Raw genomic sequence first — 24,800 nt, 5'->3', positions numbered from 1 at the left:
AGCGCGGCAACCTTTCATCAGAACATCAGCAACACCGTCACCGTATCGCGGTAATCGCCCGGTGTCGGAGCGCGCTGGCGCGGCACGATGCCGTGCATCATGACGGCCTGCACACTGCCGGTGCCGATGCCGCTGTAGACCGTGGTGCCCACCAGTCCGTCGCCCCACGCCGGGCCGTCGGGCGTGGCCGAGATCCGGTAGGTCAGCGTTTCCCCGGTCACGCTGTTCTTCATCGTGCGCGCCGCCGGATTGTTCGACACACCGCCGTTCAGCACGATCTGGTACGTGCTGTTGGCGGTGCAGGCCACGCTGAGCGGCGCACTGATGCGCTGGTCGGTGATCGGGCTGCCGCTGGCAAAGGCCAGGTTGCTGGTGCTGATCAGGCAATTGTTGACCGCCGTGGCACGTGCCTGGAACGAGAATGCCGCACTGGCGCCGGCCGAGCACGGCACGCTGCCAAAGCCGTACTGGATGGTGCCGTGGCCCGCGAAGCTGGCGCCATAGACGGTATCGGCATTGCCCACCGTGGGCACGCCCACCAGGCTCGCCGCCGCAATTTTGCCGTACACCGTGAAGCTTTGCGTCACGCCGCCCAACCCCAGCAAGCCCGTCAGCGTTGTCGTCACCGGCTTGGCGCCGATGGTACTGGCGGTACTGCCCCAGATCTTGGCCGCCGTGTACGAGCTGTCGGTATACAGATTGAAGGCCAGGCGGTTGCTGCCATTGAGCAGATAGCGCGGGGCGCCGGTGCCGCCCCCCGGGCCCGGGCCCAGGTTGACGCACACGTTCGCCGCCGGCAGCAGCAGTTGATTGGTCCCAATGGTCCAGTAACAGGTCACGGTCAGCGTGCCGCTGGCCGTGACGTCGCTGCCCACGATCGGACTGACCACGCCAAGGTCGACGTCGGTCATCGCGGCCACGCAGTTGTCGGCGCGCGCCGCGGTGGCGGCCAGCAACCACAGCATCAAGGTCAGGGTCATCAGGATCAGGCGGCACAGGCATGGCGCGAGCGGGCGACGAAATAGGGTCATGAGGTCATTCTCCTTGCAGTGGCTGGCAAACCAGCGGTCCGATCACGGGCAGTTCGCCCGCCACCGGCGTGTACTCGAAACGCACTTCGCACAGGTCCTTGCCGCTGCCGATGCGCACCCGGTTGTGTGCGCGCAAGCCTTCGACGAACAGCACGCCATCGTAACCGACCATTGCCGTCAGTTCGCTGCCGTCCAGCCGCGCCAGCGTGCCGACATCGGGCACGGTGCCATCGGCGCGCATCAGCGTGAGCATTGCGGCCGCGTAGCGCTCGATCGCGAAGCGCGCCACCACGCCGGCGTTCTGGCGCGGGACGATCTCGAGCAGTGTTTGCGGGATGCGGGTATCGGACGGCAGCGACGACGGATCGATCGCGATCCGGCTGGCGGCATACGGTTGCAGGTTGGGTACCAGCAGACGCCCGTTGCGGTCGGTGCGGCCGATCGGGCGATTGTCCTGCAACACCGGCAGACCGGGCACGCCGCTCGAGACGAGCGCAAAGCCGCGGCCGACATTGCGCGCCGTGAGCACGGCGCCGTCCATCGCGACGATGGCGCCGCTGACATCCAGACTCGTGTTGCGGCTGTCGCCGACGCGCTGGGTCGAGACGATCGCGCGACCGTGCGAACCCAGGTATTGCACCTGGGCCTGGTCGTAGCGCTGCGGGCCGGTCTTGCCAGTCTGCAGGGCCCAGCCGAGGCCGCCATCGAAGTCCGGCGCGCGCCCCATCGACAGCGACGCCACCTGCTCGCCGCGCTGGCGCCCTGCATTGGCATTGACGGCCACGCGCGAATCGAACGCCATGCTGAACGTGGCCGTGATGCCGCGTTCGGCACGCCGCTCGAGGTCCTGGAATGCCCCCAGGCTGAAGTAGCCGCGCTGGCCGACGCTGCGCGACCAGGCCAGCGACACGGTGCGCGTCACCTGGGATGCGGCCGGGGCCAGGGCCGGGGTCTGGGCCAGCGCGGTCAGCCCGCCCAGCGGGTTGCCGAACGGGTCGAGCAGCGGCACGAGGCTGGCCGCCAGCGGTGTGCGCAGCCCGATCAGGTTGATGCTGAAGCTGTTGCCGCCGAATGCGGTGCTGATGCTGGCCCGGTCAAGCGCGCGCGGCACCGGCGTGCCTTCGAGCGTGCCCAGGTCGCCGAAGCCGGCGCTGGCGCGGATCGATTGCAGGTCGAGCGCAAAGCGCGGCGATACATACTGGTAACCAAGCGTGGCTTGCCAGCCACGATAGCGGCCGGCGCTGGCCGCCAGCGCGCCACTGACCACACCGGCGCCGGGTATGCGCGCGAGCACGCCGCCGCCCACCAGCACCTGGCCCTTGCCGGCCTCGGCATGCCCTTCCAGTGTCAGGCGGTCGGTCCAGCCGTGGCGCACCGAGCCCACTGCCGCCGGCCCGCCGTAGCGGAACGAGTGCACGCCGTAGTCGCGCCGCAGCGCGCCGAGCGAGACAGCGAAATCGGTCAGCCCGCGGGCCAGCAACCGGGTGTCGACATACAGCGGCAGCGTGGTGGCAACTTCGCGCCCGAGCGCATCGCGCGTGATGACGGTGGCCTGGCCGGCGCCGTTCAGGCCCGCCACCTGGTCGACCACGAACGGCCCGGTCGGCACGCTGGTGCTGAACTGGCGCACGTTGTTGACGAACAGGTCCACGCTGGTTGGCACGACGGCCGAACCGGCAATCGAGGCCACCGGATACGTCACCAGGTCCGGGCGCAGCTCGAAGTTGCGGCGCCACTCGATGCCGCCCAGGCGCAGCGCGCGCGACCAGTTCAAAGCCGGGGTGACGGTATCGCCCAGTTGCACGGTGCTCAAACGGTCCTGGTCGGCGTGGGTCCAGGTGGTGTCGTAGCGCGTGTAGCCGCGCTCCTCGCCGCGCAGGATGGCCGCGCCGGTGCTGCTCAAGCTGCCGCGCGGGTCGAAATAACGCAGATCGAGGTTGCTGGCGACCGAGCCGCCGCTGCTCTGGGCGAACACGTTGTAATTCAGGAGCATGCCTCGGCTGGCCTGACCGGCGCCGCTGGCGCGCACCGTGCGCGCGCTGAGCACACGCGCGACGCGCAGGCGATCCGCCAGGGTCAGCGCCAGCGTCTGGGCAGCGCTGTCGTAGCGCCAGGTCATGCCGTCGATCTCGTCGAGCAGAAAATCGGTGCGGTCGGCCACGCCAAAGCGCGCCGGATCCAGGCCCAGTTCGCGCAGACTCTCGACCGTCATGCGCAGGCTGGCACCCTGTTGCAGTACCGAGACGAGCAGCCCCGTGGGCTGGCCGTCGATCGAGACGTCCAGATACAGTTCATTGGGTTGGGCGGCAACGATACCGGTCTGCGCTTCGGGCGCAGCGGGCGAGGCAGCGACCATGGCAGCCGCCGCAGCGATGGGCGTGACAGGTGTGATGGTGAGGGCCAGCAGGCAGGTGGACAGGGACGACGACCGCAGGCCCCGCCACGCCCGGTGGCGCGTGTGCATGGCTGCCCCGGTCGTCAGTCGCGCACGACGGCCGCCCTGGCGGACTGCGACTTGGCGTTGACGGTGGTGTCGATGGCGAGCGGCGCCGGCAGTGCGCCGGCGACGTCGGCGGGCAGCGCCCATTCGCGCGTGCGGCCCGGCAGCGCGTAGCCCAGCAGGCCTTTGCTGAGCACGACGTCGCGGCTGTCGACCGTCACGCTGGTGGCGCCGATCTGCGCATGCAGCGCGCCGGTGTTGCGGGCGCGCAGGTGCCAGGCACCGGCGCGCTGGAAGGTGCTCCATTCGAGTTGCGGTGCGGCCTGGGTGTCAACGGGCAGCACGAAGGCCGGCACCGAATACTGCAGGCGGATCGCGACATTGCCCTGCTGGGTGTCGCCGCGCGGCAGTTCGTCGATCAGGATGCGGTAGGTCTGTTCGGCGCCGCCCGGCATCACCGGGGTGCCAGCCACGCCGCGGCGCACGAGGCGGATCGTCTGCGCGCTCTTGCCCGCGATCTCGATGATCGGCGGGCTGGCCACGAGCTGCGTGGTCGGGGTCAAGGCATCGACGCCGTCACGCTGGTCCCAGGCATACACCCGGACCTGGCCGTACAGCGGCGTGTCGCCATTGTTCTGCAACTGGATGCCGGCCGCATTCTGCCCCGGCTGGAAGCTGATCGACACCGGCGAAATCTGCAGATTGGCGCCCTGCGCCGCCGTTCCGGAACACAGTGCCGCCGCCAGCACGATGGAGAAGTAACCCCGCATGCACGATTCCGATCAGAAGTAGATGGTCGCAGTGATCGTTGATTTGTAGTTGTCCGGCGTCGGCGACTTCTGGACCGGGATTTCACCGTACACGGTCAGCGTCTGCGCGTTGCCGGTGCCAGTGCCGGCCAGCGTGTCGGTGCCCTGGGTATTGCCCCACAGGCCAGAGCCGGCGTTGCGGTACAGGTTGACGGCGACCGTGTCGACGTTCGCGCCGGTGCCGTTCAAAAAGCGCGTGGTACCGGCCGAACCGGCGCCGGTGCCGGCGTCCAGACCCACGTTGTAGGGCGTGGTATTGGTACACGTCACATTGATGTTCGAGGAACCCGTGATTGCGGAGGTGATCACGCCGGTCTGGCCAAAGTCGATGCCGTTGGCGGCGATGGTGCAGTCGGCCACGACACGCATGGTGACATCGAAGCTGCTGCTCTTGCTCTTGGAATACACCGCAGCGCCCGTGGTGAACGGCATCACGGCAACGAGTACGGCGGCCAGGACACGGATACGTTTCGGGGTGGTCATCATCATCTTCTCCAGATTCAAGGGCGCTGTCACCGCGACGCGCATCGTCTTGCTCAACTCAGAAAATATGATACATGTGTTTCCACGCGGAATCAAAGAGAATGATTCGATTCTGCTGAATATGCGCGCTTTGCTGATTTTTTACAACAGTCGTTGCATCCTTGGCATGTGTGTCCGGATTACGCTGCCGGTTCGGTCCATGAGCGTGCATGCGCAACCGCACGCGCCCAGCGCGCCATCAGCGCCGCGCGGCGTTCTGCGTCCATGCGAGGCTCGAAACAGGTATCGACCTGCCACTGGTGTTCGAGTGCTGCGGGCGATTCCCAGATGCCGCATGCCAGACCGGCAAGCCAGGCGGCGCCCAGCGCCGTGGTTTCGGTCACGCGCGGGCGCACCACCGGAATGCCAAGCAGGTCGGCCTGGAACTGCATCAACAGGTCATTGCGCGCCGCCCCGCCATCGGCGCGCAGTTCGGTGACGGCGCACGCGGCGTCCTTCTGCATCGCCGTCAGCAGTTCGGCGCTCTGGTAGGCGATGGCTTCGAGCGCGGCGCGCGCGATATGGGCCCCGGTGGTGCCACGCGTCATGCCGAGGATGGTGGCGCGTGCGTAGGGATCCCAGTGCGGCGCGCCCAGGCCGGTGAAGGCCGGTACCAGCAGTACGCCACCGCTGTCGGGCACGCTCGTGGACAGCGCCTCGACGTCGCGCGACTGGCGGATGATGCCCAGCCCATCGCGCAACCATTGCACCGTGGCGCCCCCCATGAAGACGCTGCCTTCGAGCAGGTAGTCGGTGCGCCCGTCGATCGTCCAGCCGACGGTCGACAGCAGCCGGTGATGCGATACCGGTGACGCGGCGCCGGCATGCATCAGCATGAAGCAGCCGGTGCCATAGGTATTCTTGGCCATCCCCTTGCGATGGCACGCCTGGCCGAAGGTGGCCGCCTGCTGGTCGCCGGCGATGCCGGCAATCGGGATGGCGTGGCCGAACCATTCGGCGGCGGCATGCCCGACCAGGCCGCTGCTGGGCACGATCTCGGGCAGCACTGCGCGCGGGATATCGAACAGCGCCAGCAAGGCGTCATCCCAGGCCAGCGTGTGGATGTTGAACAGCATCGTGCGCGCCGCATTGCTGGCATCGGTCACGTGGCGCCCGCACAGGCGGTACACCAGATAGCTGTCGACGGTGCCGAACGCCAGCATGCCCCGCTCGGCCCGCTGGCGCGCGCCCGGGACATGGTCGAGCAACCATTGCAGCTTGGTGGCCGAAAAATACGCGTCGAGTTCCAGTCCCGTCAGTTCGGCGATCATGGCCGCCCTGCCTGCTTCGCGCAGCCGGTCGCAGGCGCCAGCCGTGCGCCGGTCTTGCCAGACGATGGCATTGGCCACGGGTTCGCCCGTGGCGCGGTCCCACAGGAGTGTCGTTTCGCGCTGGTTGGCAATGCCGATCGCGGCGATCCGCGCAGGGTCGACGCCGCTGTCGGTCAGCGCGGCGCGCGCGCAGGCGAGCTGGCTGGCCCAGATGTCCGCCGGATCGTGCTCGACCCAGCCGGGCTGCGGGAAATGCTGGGGAAATTCGCGCTGGCAGCTGGCCACGGCCACGCCGGCATCGTCGAACACGATCGCGCGCGAACTGGTGGTGCCCTGGTCGAGGGCAAGGATGTAGTGGGTCACTGACGGTCTCCGGAACGACCGGGGAAAACGCGCACCGAGCGGTGCGCGTCATGAATTATGTGTAAAGCAGGCCGATAGGCCGGATTCTGTGTAATGCCACCTTGCGGCGACACTTGGACAATCATTCCTCTAGGCGCTGAATTACTCCAGCGCTCAAGCTTCCTACCCGCACGCTCCGCGAGCAACATCAACGCGTGCCTATTTGGAATTGCTCCGAGTGGAGGTTACCGCGTTTCACCGTAACTAAATACGCTCGTCTCTGTGGCCCTGTTCCTCGCCTTGTACCACTGGCTTGCGCCAGCGGATTTCGGCGGACGGCCGTTAACCGTCACCCTGCTCTATGGAGTCCGGACCTTCCTCCCGTCCACGACCTTGCGGCGTGGACCAGCGACTGCCTGGCCTGCTTCACGGGGGGTATTGTACCCGATATCCGATAGGGATTTCGCAGGCTTCAGCAAGCCTGGCACTACGCTGCCAGTATGCGTAGCGCATCGCTTTCATTTCACGACCTTTTCCCATATTTACCCTATTTGCATGTCGGCATTTATTACACTTTTTTCAAACGCTCAAGAAGCATTTTTCCAAGTCGTTGAATGAAAAGCATATTGCTTCATGGTGTGGATATTGCTAATGGCCTCGTGTCATTCAAATCCTGGGAAATTATCGTGAAATTCAACGTATCGAGCATGCTGACTGCAGTCCTGATTTCTCTCAGCAGCACAGCATCCGCCATTCCTGTACTGAACTTCGAAGGCTCACAAGACGGCGCCCTGGTGCAAAACTTCTACAACGGCGGCACGGACAGTTTGGGAAATCGTGGTGGCGACTACGGCGTTACTTTCGAGGGCGGTACCATCAGGATCGAGAACGGGCTTACCTACCTCACAGGGGTGAAAAAAATTCTTGTGGCAGGCGGCTTCGCTGACGGGGTATCGTTCAACTATTCGACACGTCAGCCTCCCGGCAATCACTATGGTGACGGAGATTTTTCAGCTGACTACTGGTCGACGCAGAACAACGTTAATGGCACACAGTTTCTTGGCAATACCGGGACAGGTTATTGCGAGACTCTGCCTGGGCAGTTTTGCCTTTTCGTCGGTGCACGAATCCAGGAGATTGGCACTGTGCTCGCCGGCTTCACATTCGAGCCGAACGCAGCAATCGATACCATCAACTTCGGCAATCTGACGGCGCCAGCCACTCAATGGGCATTGGGGGCAGACATCCCTGGCTACCAAGTCCCGGAGCCGGGCACTCTGGCGTTGGTGGGTTTGGGCTTGCTTGGTCTCGTGTCAGGACGTTCACGGCGCTCAACAAGTGAGGATCAAGCCAGTCAAGCCCGGGCTTGATGCCCGAATCAGGATTCCAGCGGCCTTGCGGGGTCGCTCTGCGATGATGGATCACAGTGCCAGTTCCGCTGTTTATGAAATTTCATGTCGCCATTTCAAAAGCCGTGTTCGTACTGGTCACATAAAATGCCTCGAAAGCCATTTCAAGGATGATCCCCATGACGCACCCTTCCCGCACCGGCGGCCAGATCCTGGTCGATGCCCTCTCCGTTCACGGCGTCGATACCGCCTTCGGTGTCCCGGGTGAAAGCTACCTGGATGTGCTCGACGCGCTGCATGATTCAAACATCCGGTTCGTGATCAACCGCCAGGAAGGGGGCGCGGCGTTCATGGCCGAGGCCTACGGCAAGCTCACCGGCAAGCCGGGCATCTGCTTCGTCACGCGCGGGCCGGGCGCGACCAATGCGTCGATCGGCGTGCACACGGCGTACCAGGATTCCACGCCGATGATCCTGTTCATCGGCCAGGTGGGTAACGACTTCGTCGACCGCGAAGCGTTCCAGGAAATCGACTACCGCCGCATGTACGGCCAGATGGCCAAGTGGGTCGCCCAGATCGACCGCGCCGACCGCATCCCCGAATACCTGGCGCGTGCGTTCCAGGTCGCCACCAGTGGCCGTCCCGGTCCGGTGGTGCTGGCGCTGCCCGAAGACATGCTGGTGTCGCTGGCGGAGGTCGCCGACACGCGCGCCTATACGCCTGCGCATGGCGCGCCGTCAGCAGACCAGATCGCGCAACTGCGCACGATGCTGGCCGGGGCCAAGCGCCCGGTCGTGCTGCTCGGCGGCGGCACCTGGACCGCGCAAGCCTGCGCCGATCTGGCGCAGTTCGCCGAGCGCAATCACCTGCCGGTGGGCTGCACGTTCCGCTTCCAGGACCTGCTCGACAATGCGCACCCGAACTACATCGGCGACGTGGGCATCGGCATCAATCCGAAGCTGGCCGCGCGCGTGAAAGACGCCGATCTGGTGATCGCCATCGGTCCGCGCCTGGGCGAAATGACGACCGGCGGCTACACCTTGCTGGCCGCGCCCGTGCCGGCCCAGCGCCTGGTGCACATCCATCCCGACCCCGAAGAACTGGGCAGCGTGTACCAGGGCGAACTGATGATCGCGGCTGGCATGCCGCAAGCGTGCGCCATGCTCGCCGCAATGGAACCGGTCGAGGCCACCTGGCAGGACAGCGTGGCGCAGGCCAGGATTGAGCTGAGTGAGTGGCAGGCGCAGCCTGCCCTGCTGCGCGAAGGCGTCCCGCTCGACCTGTGGCAAGTGGTGCAGGATCTGCAAAGTGCGCTGCCGGCGGATGCGATCATCACCAACGGCGCCGGCAATTACGCGTCGTGGGCGCACCGCTTCTACCGTTATGGCGGCATGCGCACGCAACTGGCGCCGACCAATGGCGCGATGGGGTATGCGGTGCCGGGTGGCGTCGCAGCCAAGATCGTGCATCCCGAGCGCGCCGTGGTGACCTTTGCCGGCGACGGCGAATTCATGATGACCGGCCAGGAACTGGCCACCGCCGTGCAGTACGGCGCCGGCGTCGTGATCCTGGTCTTCAACAACAATATGTTCGGCACGATCCGCATGCACCAGGAGCGCACGTATCCGGGCCGCGTGTCGGGCACGAACCTGCACAATCCGGATTTCGCGGCGCTGGCACGCGCCTATGGCGGCCATGGGGAAGTGGTCGACCAGACCGCCGACTTCGCACCGGCCCTGGCGCGCGCGCTGGCCTACACGGCGCAGGAACATTTGCCGGCCGTGATCGAGCTGCGCTACGACGGCAATCTGATCACGCCCAACGCCACGCTCGAGATGATGCGGGCGCAGGCCGAGGCCGCAAAAGGAGCACGCTAGCGCGCAAAGCGGGAACGTATTGCTGCTCTGGTAAAATATTCGCACGTTTTTTCATCGCCGGCCCCGCCGGCGTTCGCACGAAGTCCCCCACCAGACACTATGTTCAGCTTCTTCAAAAGAAAGAAAGCGCCCGATACCCCGGCGCCGGAACCTGTTGTACCTGCTGCACCCGCGGCGCCTGCCACCAGGCCCGCGCCACCGGCGCCCGCCGTGGCCAAGCCCGCCATCAAACCGGACGCCAAGCCCGAAATCAAGCCTGACCTCAAGACCGAGGTCAGCGTGCTGCACGAAGGCGGCAACCTGTTCCCGGAAACCGCCGAGCGCCCCACCACCGAGCAGGAAAAGAAACACTCGTGGATGGCGCGTCTGAAGGCCGGCCTGTCCAAGACTTCGAGCAATCTGTCGCTGCTGTTCGTTGGCGCGCGCATCGACGAAGACCTGTACGAAGAACTTGAAGCGGCGCTGCTGATGTCCGACGCCGGCATCGCCGCCACCGAGCACCTGCTTACCGAGCTGCGCCGCAAGGTTAAGGAAGACAAGCTGCTCGACGCGCCCGCCGTCAAGACGGCGCTCAAGGGCCTGATGATCGAGATGCTGCTGCCGCTGCAAAAGCCCCTCGAACTGGGCCGCCACGACCCGTTGGTGATGATGATCGCGGGCGTGAACGGCGCCGGCAAGACCACCACCATCGGCAAGCTGGCCAAGCACATGCAAAGCTTCGACCAGTCGGTGCTGCTGGCTGCGGGCGACACGTTCCGCGCCGCCGCGCGCGAGCAATTGATGGTCTGGGGCCAGCGCAACAACGTCACCGTGATTTCGCAGCAGTCGGGCGATCCGGCCGCTGTCGCGTTCGATGCGGTGCAGTCGGGCAAGGCGCGCGGCACCGACGTCGTCATGATCGACACGGCCGGCCGCCTGCCGACGCAGCTGCACCTGATGGAAGAGCTGAAAAAGATCAAGCGCGTGATCGGCAAGGGCATGGCGGGTGCGCCCCATGAAATCCTGCTCGTCATCGACGGCAACACGGGCCAGAACGCGCTGGCACAAGTCAAGGCGTTCGACGATGCGCTGGGCCTGACAGGCCTGGTCGTTACCAAGCTCGACGGCACCGCCAAGGGTGGCGTGCTGGCCGCGATCGCGCAGAACCGCCCGATTCCCGTGTACTTCATCGGCGTGGGCGAAAAGCTGGAAGATCTGCAGCCATTCAATGCCGAAGAATTCGTCGACGCGCTGCTCGGCTGAGCGGCTGATCGAACAAGGACCCCATGATTGCATTCCAGTCAGTATCGAAGCAGTACACGTACGGCGACGCACAGGGCAGCTACGCGCTGCACGACGTCACGCTCGCCATCGGCAAGGGCGAGCTGGTCTACCTGGCCGGGCCGTCGGGCGCCGGCAAGTCGACCCTGATGAAAATGGTCGCCGGCGTCGAGCGGCCAACCAGCGGCAAGGTGATCGTCAGCGGGCATGACGTCGGGCGCATCAAGCCGGCCGGCATCCCTTTCCTGCGCCGCAATATCGGCATCATCTTCCAGCAGCAACGCCTGCTCAACGACCGCAATATCCTGGCCAATACGATGCTGCCGATGCTGGTGACCGGTGCGCGCACGGCCGAAGCCGAGCAGCGCGCCCGCGCCGCGCTCGACAAGGTCGGCCTGCTCGACCGCGCGCGCGCGATGCCGCTCGAACTGTCCGGTGGCGAACAGCAGCGCGTGGCCGTGGCCCGGGCGATCGTGAACCGGCCGCAGATCATCCTGGCCGACGAACCCACCGCCAACCTCGACCGCGTCGCGGCCGACAAGGTGCTCGACGCGCTGCGCTCGTTCCATGCAGTGGGCGTCACGTGCGTGATCTCGACCCACGACGATTACGTGCTGGAGCGCGCCGAGCGCGTCATCCGCCTGGAAAATGGCCAACTGGTCGGAGGTGCAGTATGAGCCCGTGGTTGCGCCAGCACCGTTTCGCCCTGGTGGCCGCGCTGTCGACCGTGCGCAAGTCGCCCGGCAGCTTCCTGTTCAACGTGCTCGTCGTCGCACTGGCGCTGACGCTGCCGTTTGCGGGCCTGACCTTGCTCGACAATGTACGGCCGCTGTCCGAGCAGTTATCGGTCGACCCCGAGATCAGCCTGTTCATGCGCGAGAATGTCAGCCGCCCCGATGCGCAGGCGTTACTGCCGCAGATTCGCCAGATCGTTGCGCAGGGCAAGGGCGAGGTCACCTTCGTGCCGCGCGAAGAAGCACTGGAGTCGCTGAAGGAACGCAGCAGCCTGGGCGGCGTGCTGGAAACACTGGGCGAGAATCCGCTGCCGGACAGCTACGTGATGAAGCTGGACGGCTTTGCCAGCGCCGGCGCCGCCGCGCAGGTCGACGCCATCACAGAGCGCCTGCGCGCCCTGCCGGGCGTCGAGACGGTGCAGGTCGACTCCGCCTGGGTCAAGCGCCTGGCTGCCCTGCTCGGCATCCTGCGCCTGGCCCTCTTGCTGCTGGCTGGCACCCTGGGCATCGTCGTCATCGCGGTGGTGTTCAATACCATCCGCCTGCAGGTGCTGACGCAGAAAGAAGAAATCTCCGTCTCGCAATTGCTCGGCGCGACCAATGACTTCATTCACCGCCCGTTCTTCTATACCGGCGCACTGCTGGGCCTGTGCGCTGGCGGCGTGGCGCTGGGCGTCGTCATGCTGGCATTGCACCCGCTCAATGGCGCCATTGCCGAGTTCGCGCGGCTGTACGGTTCGCAGTTCCAGCTGATGCCACTGGGCGGGCTGGCCATTGCCGGCTTGCTGGCAGTGAGTGCCGGACTTGGCCTGATCGGCGCACTGCTGTCGGTGCGGCGTCACCTGGCGCGGGCGCGCTGACGGGCTACCGGAGTGCTGACAGCGGCACTCCTACAATATTGCTGGATAAAAAAGATGGGCTGAGGGTATTGAAAATGCCTGAAGCGGCACCATTTCCAGTGCAGGGCGAGGCGGCCGTTGCGCTGCCTCCCCAATTACCTGGATGTTGGAATGCGCCGCAGAGCGCGAATACTCCTACGGTCAACTGGCACTGACCTACGCTGTCTTGCGTAGAACTCCTACAGGCCTCCCCAGTCGTACGTGCGCCATCCAACAGAGAGCTTTTCCCGTGCGCCGTACTCTGAACCTGTACGCGATGTCCAGTGTTGATCGGCTCGATCATGAGCACGATTCTGAGCTGGATCAAACGAATACTCAAACGCTGTTCTAAAGTGGATTGCTTGCGGAATTAATTCCCATGGGCAATACTTTGGACAGTCTTAAGTTCTGGCCACGTTCTGGCACTCTCTTTGGGGGAGTGCTAATATATGGTCCAAGGCAATCGAATTTCAAGCAAAAGTATCCGTACAAGACGAAGCGACATGCGCTTCGCGATGGCGTCACCGGCATGAGGCCGAGGCCCGTCAGGATGCAGCAAGATTATTAAAAGGGAAATAAACATGTCCGCACAATCCGCATTGGTCCCGACCAGCAATCGTGCTCTGGGACTAGGTTTCACCGGCAATCTCGGCAATATCGATGCGTACATCTCGGCGGTGAACCGCCTGCCGATGCTCACGCACGAAGAAGAGATGTCGCTGGCAAAGCGGCTGCGCGACGATAACGATCTCGACGCAGCGCAAAAAATGGTGCTGTCGCACCTGCGCCTGGTGGTGTCGATCGCACGTGGCTATCTGGGCTACGGCCTGCCGCACGCCGACCTGATCCAGGAAGGCAATATCGGCCTGATGAAGGCAGTCAAGCGTTTCGACCCGAACCAGGGCGTGCGCTTGGTGTCGTACGCGATGCACTGGATCAAGGCCGAGATGCATGAGTACATTCTCAAGAACTGGCGTCTGGTAAAAGTTGCGACGACGAAGGCGCAGCGCAAGCTGTTCTTCAACCTGCGCAGCAACAAGACTGGTCTGGACGCGATGTCGCCAGGTCAGGTCGACGATCTGGCGAAACTGCTGGGCGTCAAGCGCGAAGAAGTGATCGAGATGGAAACCCGTCTGTCGGGCCGCGATATCGCGCTCGAGTCGCCGACCGATGACGAAGACGACAAGTTCTCACCGATCGCTTACCTGTCGTCGGAACAGCAGGAGCCGACCAAGGTCATCGAAGCGCAGCAAGTCACGCGCCTGCAGTCCGAAGGCCTGGAATCGGCACTTGGCAAGCTGGACCCGCGTTCGCGCCGCATCATCGAAGCGCGCTGGCTGGCGAATGACGACGGTTCGGGTGCAACGCTGCATACGCTGGCGGAAGAATTCAGCGTGTCGGCGGAGCGGATTCGTCAGATCGAATCGGCTGCACTGAAGAAAATGAAGGGTACGCTGACGGCGTTTGTTTAAAGCCGCCCTGCTCTCTGCAACCCCGCCTCGGCGGGGTTTTTTTTCGGCGTCGTTTTCTTCGACGCCACTCTCTGGTTCAGCTGTAGGGTGGACGGGTTTCCGTCCACGCGTTCGAACCCACCGGTGTTTTCCGCGTCAGCGTTGGATCGTCACGTGCGTTGAACGAATGCACAGCATCGTGGCCCCGGCCCATTAAAGCAGCCGCCAACACGTTTGCCGTCCATTGGCTAGAATGGTTCTTCTGACACGTCAGCTCAAGGAAAAGCCATGCCTGATTCAACGCCGTATGTTCCGCCAACCGTCTGGACCCCACCCGCCACCCCGGGCGGCGCCTTTGCCAATATCAATCGCCCGGTCGCCGGATCGACCCACGAGGCGACGCTGCCGGTGGGTGAACACCCACTGCAGCTGTATTCGCTGGCCACGCCCAATGGCGTGAAGGTGTCGATCATGCTCGAAGAGCTGCTGGCCGCCGGCCATGCGGGTGCCGAGTACGATGCCTGGCTGATCCGCATTAACGAAGGCATGCAGTTCTCGAGCGGCTTCGTCGATGCCAACCCGAATTCGAAGATACCGGCCCTGGTCGACCGCAGTGGGGCCGAGCCGGTGCGCGTGTTCGAATCCGGCGCGATCCTGGTGTACCTGGCCGAAAAATTCGGGGCCTTCCTGCCGAAGGACGGCGTGGCGCGCACCGAGACGATGAACTGGCTGTTCTGGCAGATGGGCTCGGCGCCATTCATGGGCGGCGGCTTCGGCCATTTCTATGCGTATGCGCCGGAAAAGCTGCAATACCCGATCGACCGCTACGCGATGGAAACCAAGCGCCAGCTCGACGTGCTCGACCGCCATCTGGCCGATAACCGCTACATGGCCGGCGACGACTACACGATCGCCGATATGGCCATCTGGCCATGGTATGGCGGCATGGTGCTGGGACAGCTGTACGACGCGGCCACGTTCTTGTCCGTGCACGAGTACAAGCACGTCAAGCGCTGGGCCGATGCGATCGCAGCGCGCCCGGCCGTCGTGCGTGGGCGCAAGGTCAACCGGTCGTTCGGACCGGCGGAAGACCAGGTGCTGGAACGCCACAGCGCGGCTGATCTCGACTGACCGCCCTGCCCTGGGCGTGCTCCGCTGCACGCCCAGCCACGACACGCCCTGCCTCATGATTTGGGCGCGCGCTTCTTGTCCTGGCGCTTCGTCGCGCGCGCCTTGTGCTGCTCCCAGCGCGCAGCCGGCAGACGTGCATCCTGCAACGCGCTGGCACGCGTGTCGTGGTAATACGGCACGTCGGCCCACGCTACTTCGACCACGACTTCACGCACGTCAGACAGTTGCTGCGTCTCGAACGCGAGCTCGTCAGATTCAGCAGACCCGGCTGACCCGGCTGACCCGACAGAGCGCGACAGTTTGACGATCCTGTCGGGCACACTCAGGTGGATCTCGGCTTCGCTGCCGGGATCGACATGCCGAAACAGGGGTAACTTGCCAGCAAGACTAGGAATGACTTCGCGGCCTTCGTCGGACAGCGCCAGCGTCAGCGTGCGCGTGGTCGGATCGTAGCGCATCGCGCGCACGTCGGCCACATAATGCAGCGCCCGTTCCGTCTTGTTCTGCAGCCGCACGACGACCTGGAGGCGCGTATCTACCGGCGCCACCGACTGGATGGCTGCGGTCAGGTCGCCGGGTTTGCTGTGGTCGCTCACCATGTATCCCCCTGGTGGATCGTCTGCAATCGGCCCAGCACGCCAGCCACGGCCGTGATATCGGGAAACCGCTCGCCCAATCGCTGCCGGAAGCGGGTTTTACTCTTCGTTGTCTGCAATAGCGCGCGCTCGCAGAACCCCAGCTCGCGCCGTACTTGCGCGGCCGGCAACCCCGCCCACAATGTGCTGATCGGCACTTCGGGCGCCCATGCATCGAGCGCCTCGGTGAAGGCGCGGCCGAGCGCCGGGGCGTCGGCGCCAGCCAGATACCGGGTCAGCAGCGCCTGCATCAGCCTGACCGGCGCAACGAGCGCCCACTGCATGTAAGGGCTGGGCCAGGCACGTTCGCGCAGCAATGCCATCAACTGCGCCGGCGCCTCGGCGGACTGCCCGTCCCCGCTTTCCCAATAGGCGCTGGTACGTTGCAAGGCGGCGCGACGCTGCTCGGCGTGACCGCGATCGGCGTGCAGCGCGATGAATGCAGCGCCCAGCTGCGTGCTGCCCATGACGCAGCGGCCCCGCTCGACCATCATGTTCCAGAAGTCGAGCAAGGGCTCGACGAAGCCTTCGAGCAGCTGATGCCGGAGCGACTGATCGCCTGCCATGAGCGTGCAGGCCTGTGGTGAAAACGCGTAATAGTCGCGAAAAAAATGGTCGAAGAATGCATGCCCGACCTCGGTCCCGCGCACGAAGTGGTCGCGCGCGCAGCGCAGCCTCTGTACTTGCTGCGACCGGGGCGATTTGGACACGAGCGTGGCGATGATGCAGCAGCATTCTTCACCGTCAGATGCGAGCCTGCCGCAATGGATGCCGGGGTCGCGCAGCGTCGCGCTGACACCCGCCCGGGTGGCCAGGTCGGTGCGCAGATCGTTCTCGTCGATGATGGCGACGCGTTCTTCGGGTGACGACGGATCGCAGGCAACGGTCAGCGCCAGCAAGGTGTTATTGACGATGCGAAAGGCATGGGAAAACTCGTGGTACAGCGCGACAGGTGGGGATACGGGCAAATCGAGTACGCCGCCCGAGCCGTCTCTGGCCACGCAGATGGCCAGCTGGGTATCGTAGATGACGAGGCACTGCTCGGTGGGGTTGAGGCTGGCGCCGGGCAAGCCGCTCGACTTGGGCGGCAAGGCAGTGCCATTGTCGGCCATCGGCGTGCCATCGTCGAGCACCAGCGACTTGAGGCCGGCAACGACGATCGTGTCGACGTTGTTCGCGCCGCTGCCGTAATTTGGCGAAAACGCCGTGTTGATCATTGCGTCGAGACGCAGCCGGGGTGGACCGTTGCCGGTGCGGGCGTAGACCAGGCGTTGCTTGCCGGCGGCCGGATCGGCCATGCCGAGACCGGTGTCGTTGGCGATGATCGCCATGTCGATGAAGCCTCGCGCCGGATCGAGGTCGTCCGACCCGATGCCGGTCGCATCCTGCAGGATGAACGTGGCCATGGCGGCTACCCGATCGGCCGGTGTGGCGGCGGCAGCGGCTTCCAGTCCTGGCCCGTCGGCTGGCGCTCGCGGTACACCGGTGGCGGGCATGCCTCGGGGCAGTGCTCTTGCGGCGGGGGCGCGGGCGGGCAGCAGGCCTGCACCTGCTCGAGGAGTTCGCGCTGACGGTCGACATCGCCGGCTTCGGGCGCATGCACGCGCTCGCTGATGCCTTCGATGCGTGCAAATGATGCCTGCAGCGCCTCGTCAATGTGTAGCTGCCGCGCCAGCTTGCGCAGGATGCTGCACAGCAGCGTGTTGCTGTTGGCAAGCTCGCAGATGATCGTGTCGTTCTGCTTGCGGTTATGATCGAGCAGGCTGGCTGCAATGACCTGGACCTGGATCAGCGCGAACAAGCCTTGCGACAGATTGGCAAAACCCGCCGCCAGCGTGGCATCGATCTGCAGCAGGCGGCTGTTGGTCTGCACCAGCTCGCTGCGGATGTCGGCCGTGTTGTTCGCCGTGTTGACGGTGTTGGTCGAGATCTGGTCGAGCCGCGCGTTGATCTGGTCGGCGACGTCTTGAAGGTTCGGCATGGGATCCTTTCGCACCGGGCATGTCCGGTGCAGCCACTGTAGGCCGCCCCTGCATGCCCGCACCAATGCCGCTCAAGCGTCGCCACGGAACTTTGCTGACAGCCTTGCTCACAACGCCGCCGCCGCGACCTCGAGCAGGAAGCGCTGCGCCATCAGCAGCGCCATCTCGTGCGCCGGCATCGGGCGCGCAATGAAGTAGCCCTGCACTTCATTGCAGTCCAGCCCGCGCAGGATGGCCAGTTGCTCGGCGGTTTCAACGCCCTCGGCCACGACCGACATGCCCAGTGCGTGCGCCATCGACACGATCGCCTGGAAAAACACCTTGCCCTCTCTCGACCTGGCCAGCTCGTTGGTGAACGCGCGGTCGACCTTGAGCACGTCCATTTTCAGGCGCTGCAATTGCGACAGCGACGAGTAGCCGGTGCCGAAGTCATCCACATGCAGCTTCACGCCCAGCGCGCGCAGCGCCGCCAGTTCGGCCAGGATGTCGTCCTGGTCGCCCATCATCGCCGACTCGGTGATTTCCACCTCGATCAGGCTGGCCGGCACGCGGTAGCGCACCAGGGCCGCATGCAATTGCCGCTGCACGCCGCCACGCATGAACTGCTTGGGAGAGACATTGATCGACACGGGCACGAGCGGCACGCCGGCCTCGCGCCAGGCCGCCAGTTGCGCACACGCCTTGTCGATCACGGCCTCGCCGATGCGGATGATCAGGCCCGTCGCTTCGGCCAGCGGAATGAAGTCACCGGGTGCCACCATCCCCAACGTCGGATGACGCCAGCGCACCAGTGCCTCCATGCTCAGCAACTCGCCACTGCGGGCGTCGACGCGCGGCTGGTAGTGCAGCACGAACTGGTCGCCTTCAAGCGCCTCGAGCATGCTCTGCTTGAGCCGCGCGCGCGAATTGAGCGTCGTCGACAATGACGGATCGAAGAAGCGGTATTGCCCCTTGCCGTCGTTCTTGCCGACATACATGGCGATGTCGCTGTGGCGCACCAGCGTCTCGGCATCGGTGCCATCGCGCGGGTACATGCTGATGCCGATCGACGCGCCCACTGCGTGCAGCTCGTCGCCCAGCAGGAACGGCACGCCGAACGCGTCGACGATGCGCGCCGCGACCGATGCTGCCTGGCGCTCGCCATCGCACGGCGTGAGCAGGACGACGAATTCGTCGCCGCCGAAACGCGCCACCTGGTCCGACGGCCGCAGCAGCGACAGCAGGCGCTGGGCCGCGCACTTGAGCACTGCGTCGCCGGTGGCGTGGCCGTGCGAATCGTTGACGTGCTTGAATTCGTCCAAGTCGATGAACAGCAGCGCGGCGCCCATGCTGGCCCCTTGCGCCTGCGTCAGCATCGCGGGCATGCGTTCCAGGAAAGCGTGGCGGGTGGCCAGGCCCGTCAATGTATCCTCGTTGGCCAGGCGCTCGAGCTGCGACTCGTGGGCCTTGCGTTCGCTGATGTCCTGCAGCGTGACGGCCAGGCCATGACCGACCCGCACCAGGCGGCGCCGGCCCCAGCTGATGTTCAGGCGATTGTCGCTCGGCATCCTGCGGTCGTCTTCATGGAAACCCGTTTCCATCGCCTTGCGGTAGGTGGCCAGCAGGTCTTCGCCGAACAGGCCCGCGTCGATCTCGGCCAGGCTCGCGCCGACCAGGTCGTCACGTGTCATGCCGTAGAAGAAGGCGCCCCGCTCATTGCAATCGACGATGCGAAAGTCGACGATCTGCCCGTCGCGGCCGCGCATGGCGGCCGCCATGTAGAAGCCGTCGTTGCCGCTTTCGGTGGCGGTGCGGTAGGCGCGCCGCACATCGTCCTGCTCCTTGCCGCGCTGCAGCGCGCGCTGCGCCAGCACGGCCCCGACCGCACCCAGCAGCATCAGGCACAGCGTGGCGGCAATCGCGCGGTCGCGGCTGTCGGTCCAGTAACGATTGCTCGCGGCCAGCGTGGCGGGGCTTGGCAGGCCGACGAGCGCGACCAGTGGATAGACCGGCGACTGGCGCCAGCCAAGCACGCGCGACTGACCATCGGCAAACCCATCGGCGCCGTCGATCTCGCGCACGCCCTGCTCGCCCGACCAGGCGGCGCCGCGACGCGGCAGCGTGGCCGTGTCGAAGAACGCAGCGCCGTCGCTGCGCTGCTCGACGCGCAGCCGTCCTTCGCTGCCGGCCAGCGCCACGATGCCGCCGGCGCCAAGCGTGGCCGGGCTGACAAACGATGTGAAATAGCGCGCATCCACTGCCATCATGATGACGCCGTCGAATTCATCGTCGCGGTCATCGAGCCGGCGCGTGAACAGCACCACGTCGTCGGCTGCACCGAACTGCGCCGGTGTGGCGCCGACCCGCAGTGCCGTCGAGTTGTTGTCGCGGTGGTGCGAAAAATACGGGCCGTCCGCCAGATCGGCGCCAACCAGCCCGGGGCGCGTGCTCGAACGCACGACGCCGCGGCGGTCGAGCACGGCGACCACGTGGAAGGCGCTGTCGGTAAACATACCGTCGCGCCGCATGTCCGCCAGGAGTTCCGGCTTGCGCGAGTTCTCCCAACTGAACTTGAGCTGCATCGTGATCTGGTCCATCTGCGCGACCGAGCGCGTGATGTACTGCTCGTAGGCTTCGGCGTAGGCAGCGGCGTCCTTGCGGATCTGGCCGGCAACGCGATCCTGCTCGGCGTCCACCCGCGCCAGGGTCGCGCCCCACAGCGCAATGCAGAGCAATACGGCAAGCAGCGGCCATGCCAGCACCAGATAGCGCTTGCTGCGGTGTGGCGTGACGGAAGGGGCGATACGAGGGTGGTGATTCATGCTGCCAGAGAACGCTGCATGTCAGGTCGGTGCCAGCATGTAACCGGCGCCGCGCACGGTCTTGATCAGCGATTTGGCGCGGCCCAGCGCCTTGCGCAGGCGCAGCACGTGGACGTCGACAGTGCGCTGGTCGAGCGACTGGTGCGCGTCCCAGAGTTGTTCAAGTAATTGTGAGCGCGAAAAGACCTGGCCCGGATGGCACAGCAGAAAACGCAGCAGACGATATTCGGCATGGCGTACTTCGACCCGGCTGTTGCCGACCTTGACGCTGCAGCTGAGCGGATCGAGCACCAGGCGGCCCGAGCGCAGCAGGCGCGATTCGGGCGACAGTTCGCGCGCATCGCCAATCGGCGGCTGCGGGATGAATTCGGGATGCGTGACCGCTGCCGGCAATGCCGGCGGACGCTCGCCTTCGGCACATTCGGCCGCCAGCAGGATCACGGGCTGCTCGCGCAGGCGCCGGTCGCCACGCAGGCGCGCCAGCAGGCGCATGCCGCCTTCGTTGCGCAGCATCGATTCCTGCAGCAGGAGTGCGGGCCGTTCGCGGCCGATGAAGTCCCAGGCTTGCGCCAGACTCGGCACGTTATGCCAGACCCATTCGTCCTCGTGCAGTGAAAATTTGAGCAATTCGGCGATGGCCGGCTTGTCGTCAATCACCAGGACGATCGTGTTCGCCATTGTCATGGGATACCCAGTCTGTGAGATGCCGAGGTTGGATGTGCTGATAAAAAAATCCGGCAGTCAAGCTGCCGGATGGTTACATCACCTGCCTGATTACATGATCGCCTTGCCCGATGCATCTTTCAGGTTGGCTTTCCAGGCATCCTGCACTTGCTTGACGACGCTCGCTGGCATCGGGACATAGTCCAGTTCAGCTGCTGCTGGCGCGCCGTTCTTGAAGGCCCAGTCGAAGAACTTGACGACTTCCTTGCCCTTGTTGGCATCAGCCTGTTCCTTGTGCATCAGGATGTACGACACGCCAGTGACTGGCCAGCTTTGCTTGCCGGCGCCGTCGGTCAGGACCACGCCGAAGCCTGGGGTCTTGTTCCACTCGGCGTTCGCGGCAGCTGCCTTGAACACGTCGTCGCTAGGTTGCAGATCGACGCCTTCCTTGTTGCGCAGCTGGGTGTGCGACAGCTTGTTCTTCTTGGCGTAAGCCCACTCGACGTAACCGATCGAACCCTTGATACGCTGCACGTTGGCGGCGACGCCTTCGTTGCCCTTGCCGCCCACGCCCACGGCCCACTTCACGGTGGTGCCCGAACCGATGCTTTCTTTCCAGGCCGGGCTGGTTTTTGCCAGGAAGTCGGTCCACAGGAACGAGGTGCCCGAGCTGTCGGCGCGGTGCACGACGGTGATGTCGGTATCCGGCAGCTTGACGCCCGGGTTCAGTGCAGCGATCGGCGCAGCGTTCCACTTGGTGATCTTGCCCATGTAGATGTCGGCCAGCACTGGACCGGTCATCTTCAGCTGACCTGGGGTCACGCCGTCGACGTTGACCACGGCAACCACGCCACCCATGATGGCCGGGAACTGCATCAGGCCTTCTTTGTCCAGCTCATCTGCTTTCAGTGGCATGTCCGACGCGCCGAAGTCGACGGTCTTGGCCTTGATCTGCTTGATACCGGCGCCCGAACCCACCGACTGGTAGTTCAGACCATTGCCGGTCGCTGCCTTGTAACCCTCGGCCCACTTGGCGTAGATCGGGTACGGGAAGGTAGCGCCTGCACCGGTCATGTCGGCGGCAAACGAGGTCGTCATCACGAGTGCGGCAGCGGCGCCGGCGAGGATCTTTTTGAACATTGTTATTCCTTAGTTGAGGGATATGTTTTGCACTACGGGACAGAGAATAGCCTGCGAATATGACCTGTTTATGACTTCACAATCGCCGCGTTCATGACGCCCGGAAGCATCATGCCGCGCCGCTGCGCTTGCGCTTTTGCTATCATGGGTTTTCCCTGCCAAACACTGGATGACACCATGCGCCCCTCGATCTTCCGTCCGGCCCGCGTCTTCTGCATCGCTGCCGTCTGCGTCGGCGCTGGCCTGTTGTCCGGCTGCGCCGCGCCCGAGCGCCTGCCGGATGCGCAATACAACCTCAGCGAGAGCCAGAGCCTGCTGCTGGCGCCCGAACAGCGCCTGAGCCTGACCTACGAAGGCGCCGACGACACCCGCTGCCCGGACAATGCACGCTGCATCGTGGCCGGGCGCGTGGCCTACCGCTTCACGCTGCGCATTCAGAACGTGGCGCAGGCGTTTTGGCTGGTGCCGGGCAAGCCGGGCTTCACGTCGCCGGCGCTGCGTGGCGCGCGCGTCGAGCTCGACCGTTCGTTCGAGCCGCCGGCGCGCGGCATGATCGAGGCGAAACCGGCGTCGTATCCGGTGGTGCTCAATATGTACGGTACGTAATCGTGCCGGCCCGCCCGCCGTTGCACGTCGCCCTGGCCTGCGGCCTGGTCCTGTCGATTGTCATTGCGCCCGCCACCGGCGCGCCTGTCGCGACGGGTCACGGCGGCGCCGTCGCCACCATCAGCGCGCAGGCCTCGCAAGCGGCACTGACCATCCTGAACAACGGCGGCAACGCGGTCGATGCGGCCGTCGCTGCGGCCGCCACGCTGGGCGTGACGGATCCGTTCAGCTGCGGTATCGGTGGCGGCGGCTTCATGGTCATCTACCTGGCCAAGGACAAACGCGTGATCACGATCGACCACCGCGAGACGGCGCCGGCCAAGGCTGGCCCCACGCTGTTCGAGCGCGATGGCAAGCCGGTCGACTTCGACACCGCTGTCGCCAGCGGCGCGGCAGTGGGCGTGCCGGGCACGGTGCGCGGCTGGCACGAGGCGCTCGAACGCTACGGCAGCATGCGCTTCGCGCAGGTGCTGGCACCGGCCATTGCGGTGGCCGACACGGGCTTCCGGGTCAATGCCACGTTCAATGGCCTAGTCGACCAGAACCTGGCCAAGTTTCGCCAGTTCACACCCACCAGCGCGCTATACCTGCACAACGGTAAAGCCATCCCCACCGGCACGCTGCTGCGCAATCCCGATATGGCGCGGGCCTACCGCACCATCGCGTCGGGCGGCGTCAAGGCATTCTATGAAGGCCCGATGGCGCGCGCGATCGTCGATACCGTCAACCGCCCGCCTGTGGCCAAGGGCGTCAGCGTGCGCGCCGGCACCATGACACTGGCCGACCTGGCCAACTACGAAGCGCGCATCCGCCCTGCCCTGCGCAGCACCTACCGGGGCTACGAGCTGTATGGCATGCCGCTGCCCAGCAGTGGCGGCGCAACGGTCGCGCATGCGCTCAACATCCTCGAAGGCTATGATCTCAAAGCCATGCCGCGCGCGCAGGCCGAGCACCTGTACATCGAAGCGAGCCGCTTCGCGTTTGCCGACCGCAACGCGTATCTGGCCGATCCCGAATACATCGATGCACCGCTGGCCGGCTTCCTGTCGAAGGACTTCGCCGCCACGCGCCGCGCGCTGATCTCGCTGCAGCAGGCCGCGCCGGGCATGGTGGCGGCCGGCAATCCGTATGCATTCCAGAATGATCCCAGCGTGCCGCTGCTGCCACCCGTGCGCGCCAGCATCCGCCCTCCACCGGAGAGCCTGCACACAACACACCTGACGGTGTCAGACAAGGATGGCAACGTGGTTGCGTACACGTTCACGATCGAATCGTGGGGCGGCAGCGGCATCGTCGTGCCGGGCTACGGCTTCCTGCTCAATAACGAGATGACCGACTTCGACTTCGCCGGCCCGCACCCGAACGTGCCCGAAGCCGGCAAGCGGCCCCGCTCCAGCATGGCGCCGACGATTGCGCTCAAGGATGGCAAGCCGGCGTTTTCAGTGGGCAGCCCGGGCGGCGCGACCATCATCACGACCGTGCTGCAAACGATCGTCAACTACGTCGACTTCGACATGCCGATGAACCGGGCGCTGGATGCCCCGCGCATCAGCCAGCGCAATGCGCCCGACACATCGGTCGAGCCAGGCTTCGCCGGCAGCGCGCAGGCAACGGCGCTCGCGCGCTTCGGCCAGCGCTGGGAATCACCACCCGAAGAAATCGGCGCCGCCAATGCCCTGGTATTCAATGCCGACGGCACCGTGACCGCAGTCAGCGAAAGCAAGCGCCACGGCGCGGGTACGGCGCTGGTGCAGCGGCGCGGGCACTGACGCAAAAGCCGGGGTCAGGTCTGACATTCAGACACGATCACAGCAGTAGCCACGGCGGGGCTGACATTCAAAAGCCGGGGTCAGGTCTGACATTCGGACACGATCACAG

General features: G+C 65.1%; 20 protein-coding genes and 1 other RNA gene. 9 read left to right on the top strand and 12 right to left on the bottom strand.

Going from position 1 to position 24,800, the window contains the following annotated elements; translation table 11 throughout:
* Positions 1-17: 17 nt before the first annotated feature.
* From AC56LH_RS01200 to rnpB, 6 genes are all read right to left on the bottom strand, one after another.
* Positions 18-1,031, bottom strand: a complete 1,014-nt coding sequence (locus AC56LH_RS01200) for a Csu type fimbrial protein (protein ID WP_499643316.1) — start codon at positions 1,029-1,031, stop codon at positions 18-20.
* 4 nt (positions 1,032-1,035) lie between these two features.
* Entirely contained in the window at positions 1,036-3,495 is a 2,460-nt protein-coding gene (locus AC56LH_RS01195; RefSeq protein WP_499643314.1) for a fimbria/pilus outer membrane usher protein, read from the bottom strand.
* A 14-nt stretch (positions 3,496-3,509) separates the two neighbouring features.
* Positions 3,510-4,241 (bottom strand): fimbrial biogenesis chaperone, encoded by a 732-nt coding sequence (locus tag AC56LH_RS01190; protein WP_499643312.1) that lies wholly within the window; start codon positions 4,239-4,241, stop codon positions 3,510-3,512.
* 12 nt (positions 4,242-4,253) lie between these two features.
* Positions 4,254-4,766: a Csu type fimbrial protein gene (locus tag AC56LH_RS01185; RefSeq protein WP_499648337.1), complete on the bottom strand. Its 513-nt coding sequence runs from the start codon at positions 4,764-4,766 to the stop codon at positions 4,254-4,256.
* Positions 4,767-4,942: 176 nt separating this feature from the next.
* Positions 4,943-6,436 carry a glycerol kinase GlpK gene (glpK, locus tag AC56LH_RS01180; protein ID WP_499643310.1) on the bottom strand — a complete coding sequence of 498 codons (1,494 nt, stop codon included), beginning with the start codon at positions 6,434-6,436 and terminating at the stop codon, positions 4,943-4,945.
* Between the two features lie 59 nt (positions 6,437-6,495).
* Positions 6,496-6,843: RNase P RNA component class A (gene rnpB / locus AC56LH_RS01175), an RNA gene on the bottom strand.
* Between the two features lie 186 nt (positions 6,844-7,029).
* Between rnpB and AC56LH_RS01170 the strand changes: the two genes are divergently transcribed.
* The 7 genes from AC56LH_RS01170 to yghU all read left to right on the top strand — a co-directional run bounded on the left by AC56LH_RS01170 (position 7,030) and on the right by yghU (position 15,095).
* A complete protein-coding gene (locus tag AC56LH_RS01170; RefSeq protein ID WP_499643309.1) occupies positions 7,030-7,785 on the top strand; it encodes a PEP-CTERM sorting domain-containing protein in 756 nt (251 codons plus the stop codon).
* 158 nt (positions 7,786-7,943) lie between these two features.
* A complete protein-coding gene (locus AC56LH_RS01165; protein ID WP_499643307.1) occupies positions 7,944-9,641 on the top strand; it encodes a thiamine pyrophosphate-binding protein in 1,698 nt (565 codons plus the stop codon).
* Between the two features lie 99 nt (positions 9,642-9,740).
* On the top strand, positions 9,741-10,883 hold the full coding sequence (gene ftsY, locus AC56LH_RS01160; RefSeq protein ID WP_499643306.1) for a signal recognition particle-docking protein FtsY: 1,143 nt from the start codon (positions 9,741-9,743) through the stop codon (positions 10,881-10,883).
* Between the two features lie 23 nt (positions 10,884-10,906).
* Positions 10,907-11,578, top strand: a complete 672-nt coding sequence (locus tag AC56LH_RS01155) for a cell division ATP-binding protein FtsE (RefSeq protein WP_499643304.1) — start codon at positions 10,907-10,909, stop codon at positions 11,576-11,578.
* On the top strand, positions 11,575-12,495 hold the full coding sequence (gene ftsX, locus AC56LH_RS01150) for a permease-like cell division protein FtsX (RefSeq protein ID WP_499643302.1): 921 nt from the start codon (positions 11,575-11,577) through the stop codon (positions 12,493-12,495). Before AC56LH_RS01155 ends, ftsX begins: the two co-directional genes overlap by 4 nt.
* 599 nt (positions 12,496-13,094) lie before the next feature.
* Positions 13,095-13,985, top strand: coding sequence for an RNA polymerase sigma factor RpoH (rpoH, locus tag AC56LH_RS01145; protein WP_499643300.1), 891 nt, complete (start codon positions 13,095-13,097; stop codon positions 13,983-13,985).
* 267 nt (positions 13,986-14,252) lie between these two features.
* A complete protein-coding gene (yghU, locus tag AC56LH_RS01140) occupies positions 14,253-15,095 on the top strand; it encodes a glutathione-dependent disulfide-bond oxidoreductase (RefSeq protein WP_499643298.1) in 843 nt (280 codons plus the stop codon).
* Positions 15,096-15,148: 53 nt separating this feature from the next.
* Here the strand turns inward: yghU and AC56LH_RS01135 are convergent, their stop codons facing one another.
* From AC56LH_RS01135 to pstS, 6 genes are all read right to left on the bottom strand, one after another.
* Positions 15,149-15,694 carry a hypothetical protein gene (locus tag AC56LH_RS01135; RefSeq protein WP_499643297.1) on the bottom strand — a complete coding sequence of 182 codons (546 nt, stop codon included), beginning with the start codon at positions 15,692-15,694 and terminating at the stop codon, positions 15,149-15,151.
* The gene (locus tag AC56LH_RS01130) at positions 15,688-17,136 is read right to left on the bottom strand and encodes a hypothetical protein (RefSeq protein ID WP_499643295.1); all 1,449 of its coding nucleotides are present in this window, start codon (positions 17,134-17,136) and stop codon (positions 15,688-15,690) included. The genes AC56LH_RS01135 and AC56LH_RS01130 overlap by 7 nt, the downstream gene beginning before the upstream one ends.
* 5 nt (positions 17,137-17,141) lie before the next feature.
* A complete protein-coding gene (locus AC56LH_RS01125) occupies positions 17,142-17,711 on the bottom strand; it encodes a hypothetical protein (RefSeq protein ID WP_499643293.1) in 570 nt (189 codons plus the stop codon).
* Positions 17,712-17,819: 108 nt separating this feature from the next.
* Positions 17,820-20,513: a bifunctional diguanylate cyclase/phosphodiesterase gene (locus tag AC56LH_RS01120; protein ID WP_499643291.1), complete on the bottom strand. Its 2,694-nt coding sequence runs from the start codon at positions 20,511-20,513 to the stop codon at positions 17,820-17,822.
* Positions 20,514-20,534: 21 nt separating this feature from the next.
* Positions 20,535-21,197 (bottom strand): winged helix-turn-helix transcriptional regulator, encoded by a 663-nt coding sequence (locus AC56LH_RS01115; protein WP_499575730.1) that lies wholly within the window; start codon positions 21,195-21,197, stop codon positions 20,535-20,537.
* Between the two features lie 90 nt (positions 21,198-21,287).
* Entirely contained in the window at positions 21,288-22,316 is a 1,029-nt protein-coding gene (gene pstS, locus AC56LH_RS01110; protein ID WP_183557097.1) for a phosphate ABC transporter substrate-binding protein PstS, read from the bottom strand.
* Positions 22,317-22,493: 177 nt separating this feature from the next.
* Here pstS and AC56LH_RS01105 point away from each other — a divergent pair, with 177 nt between their 5' ends.
* Both AC56LH_RS01105 and ggt read left to right on the top strand, forming a co-directional pair.
* The gene (locus AC56LH_RS01105; RefSeq protein WP_499643290.1) at positions 22,494-22,922 is read left to right on the top strand and encodes a hypothetical protein; all 429 of its coding nucleotides are present in this window, start codon (positions 22,494-22,496) and stop codon (positions 22,920-22,922) included.
* A gap of 2 nt (positions 22,923-22,924) precedes the next feature.
* On the top strand, positions 22,925-24,691 hold the full coding sequence (ggt, locus tag AC56LH_RS01100) for a gamma-glutamyltransferase (RefSeq protein ID WP_499643288.1): 1,767 nt from the start codon (positions 22,925-22,927) through the stop codon (positions 24,689-24,691).
* The last annotated feature ends 109 nt before the right edge of the window (positions 24,692-24,800 follow it).

This window comes from Telluria sp. LT1R51-2, assembly GCF_059685775.1.
Note: the sequence above shows the minus strand (reverse complement) of the source record. Positions and strands in the feature narration are given on the sequence as shown.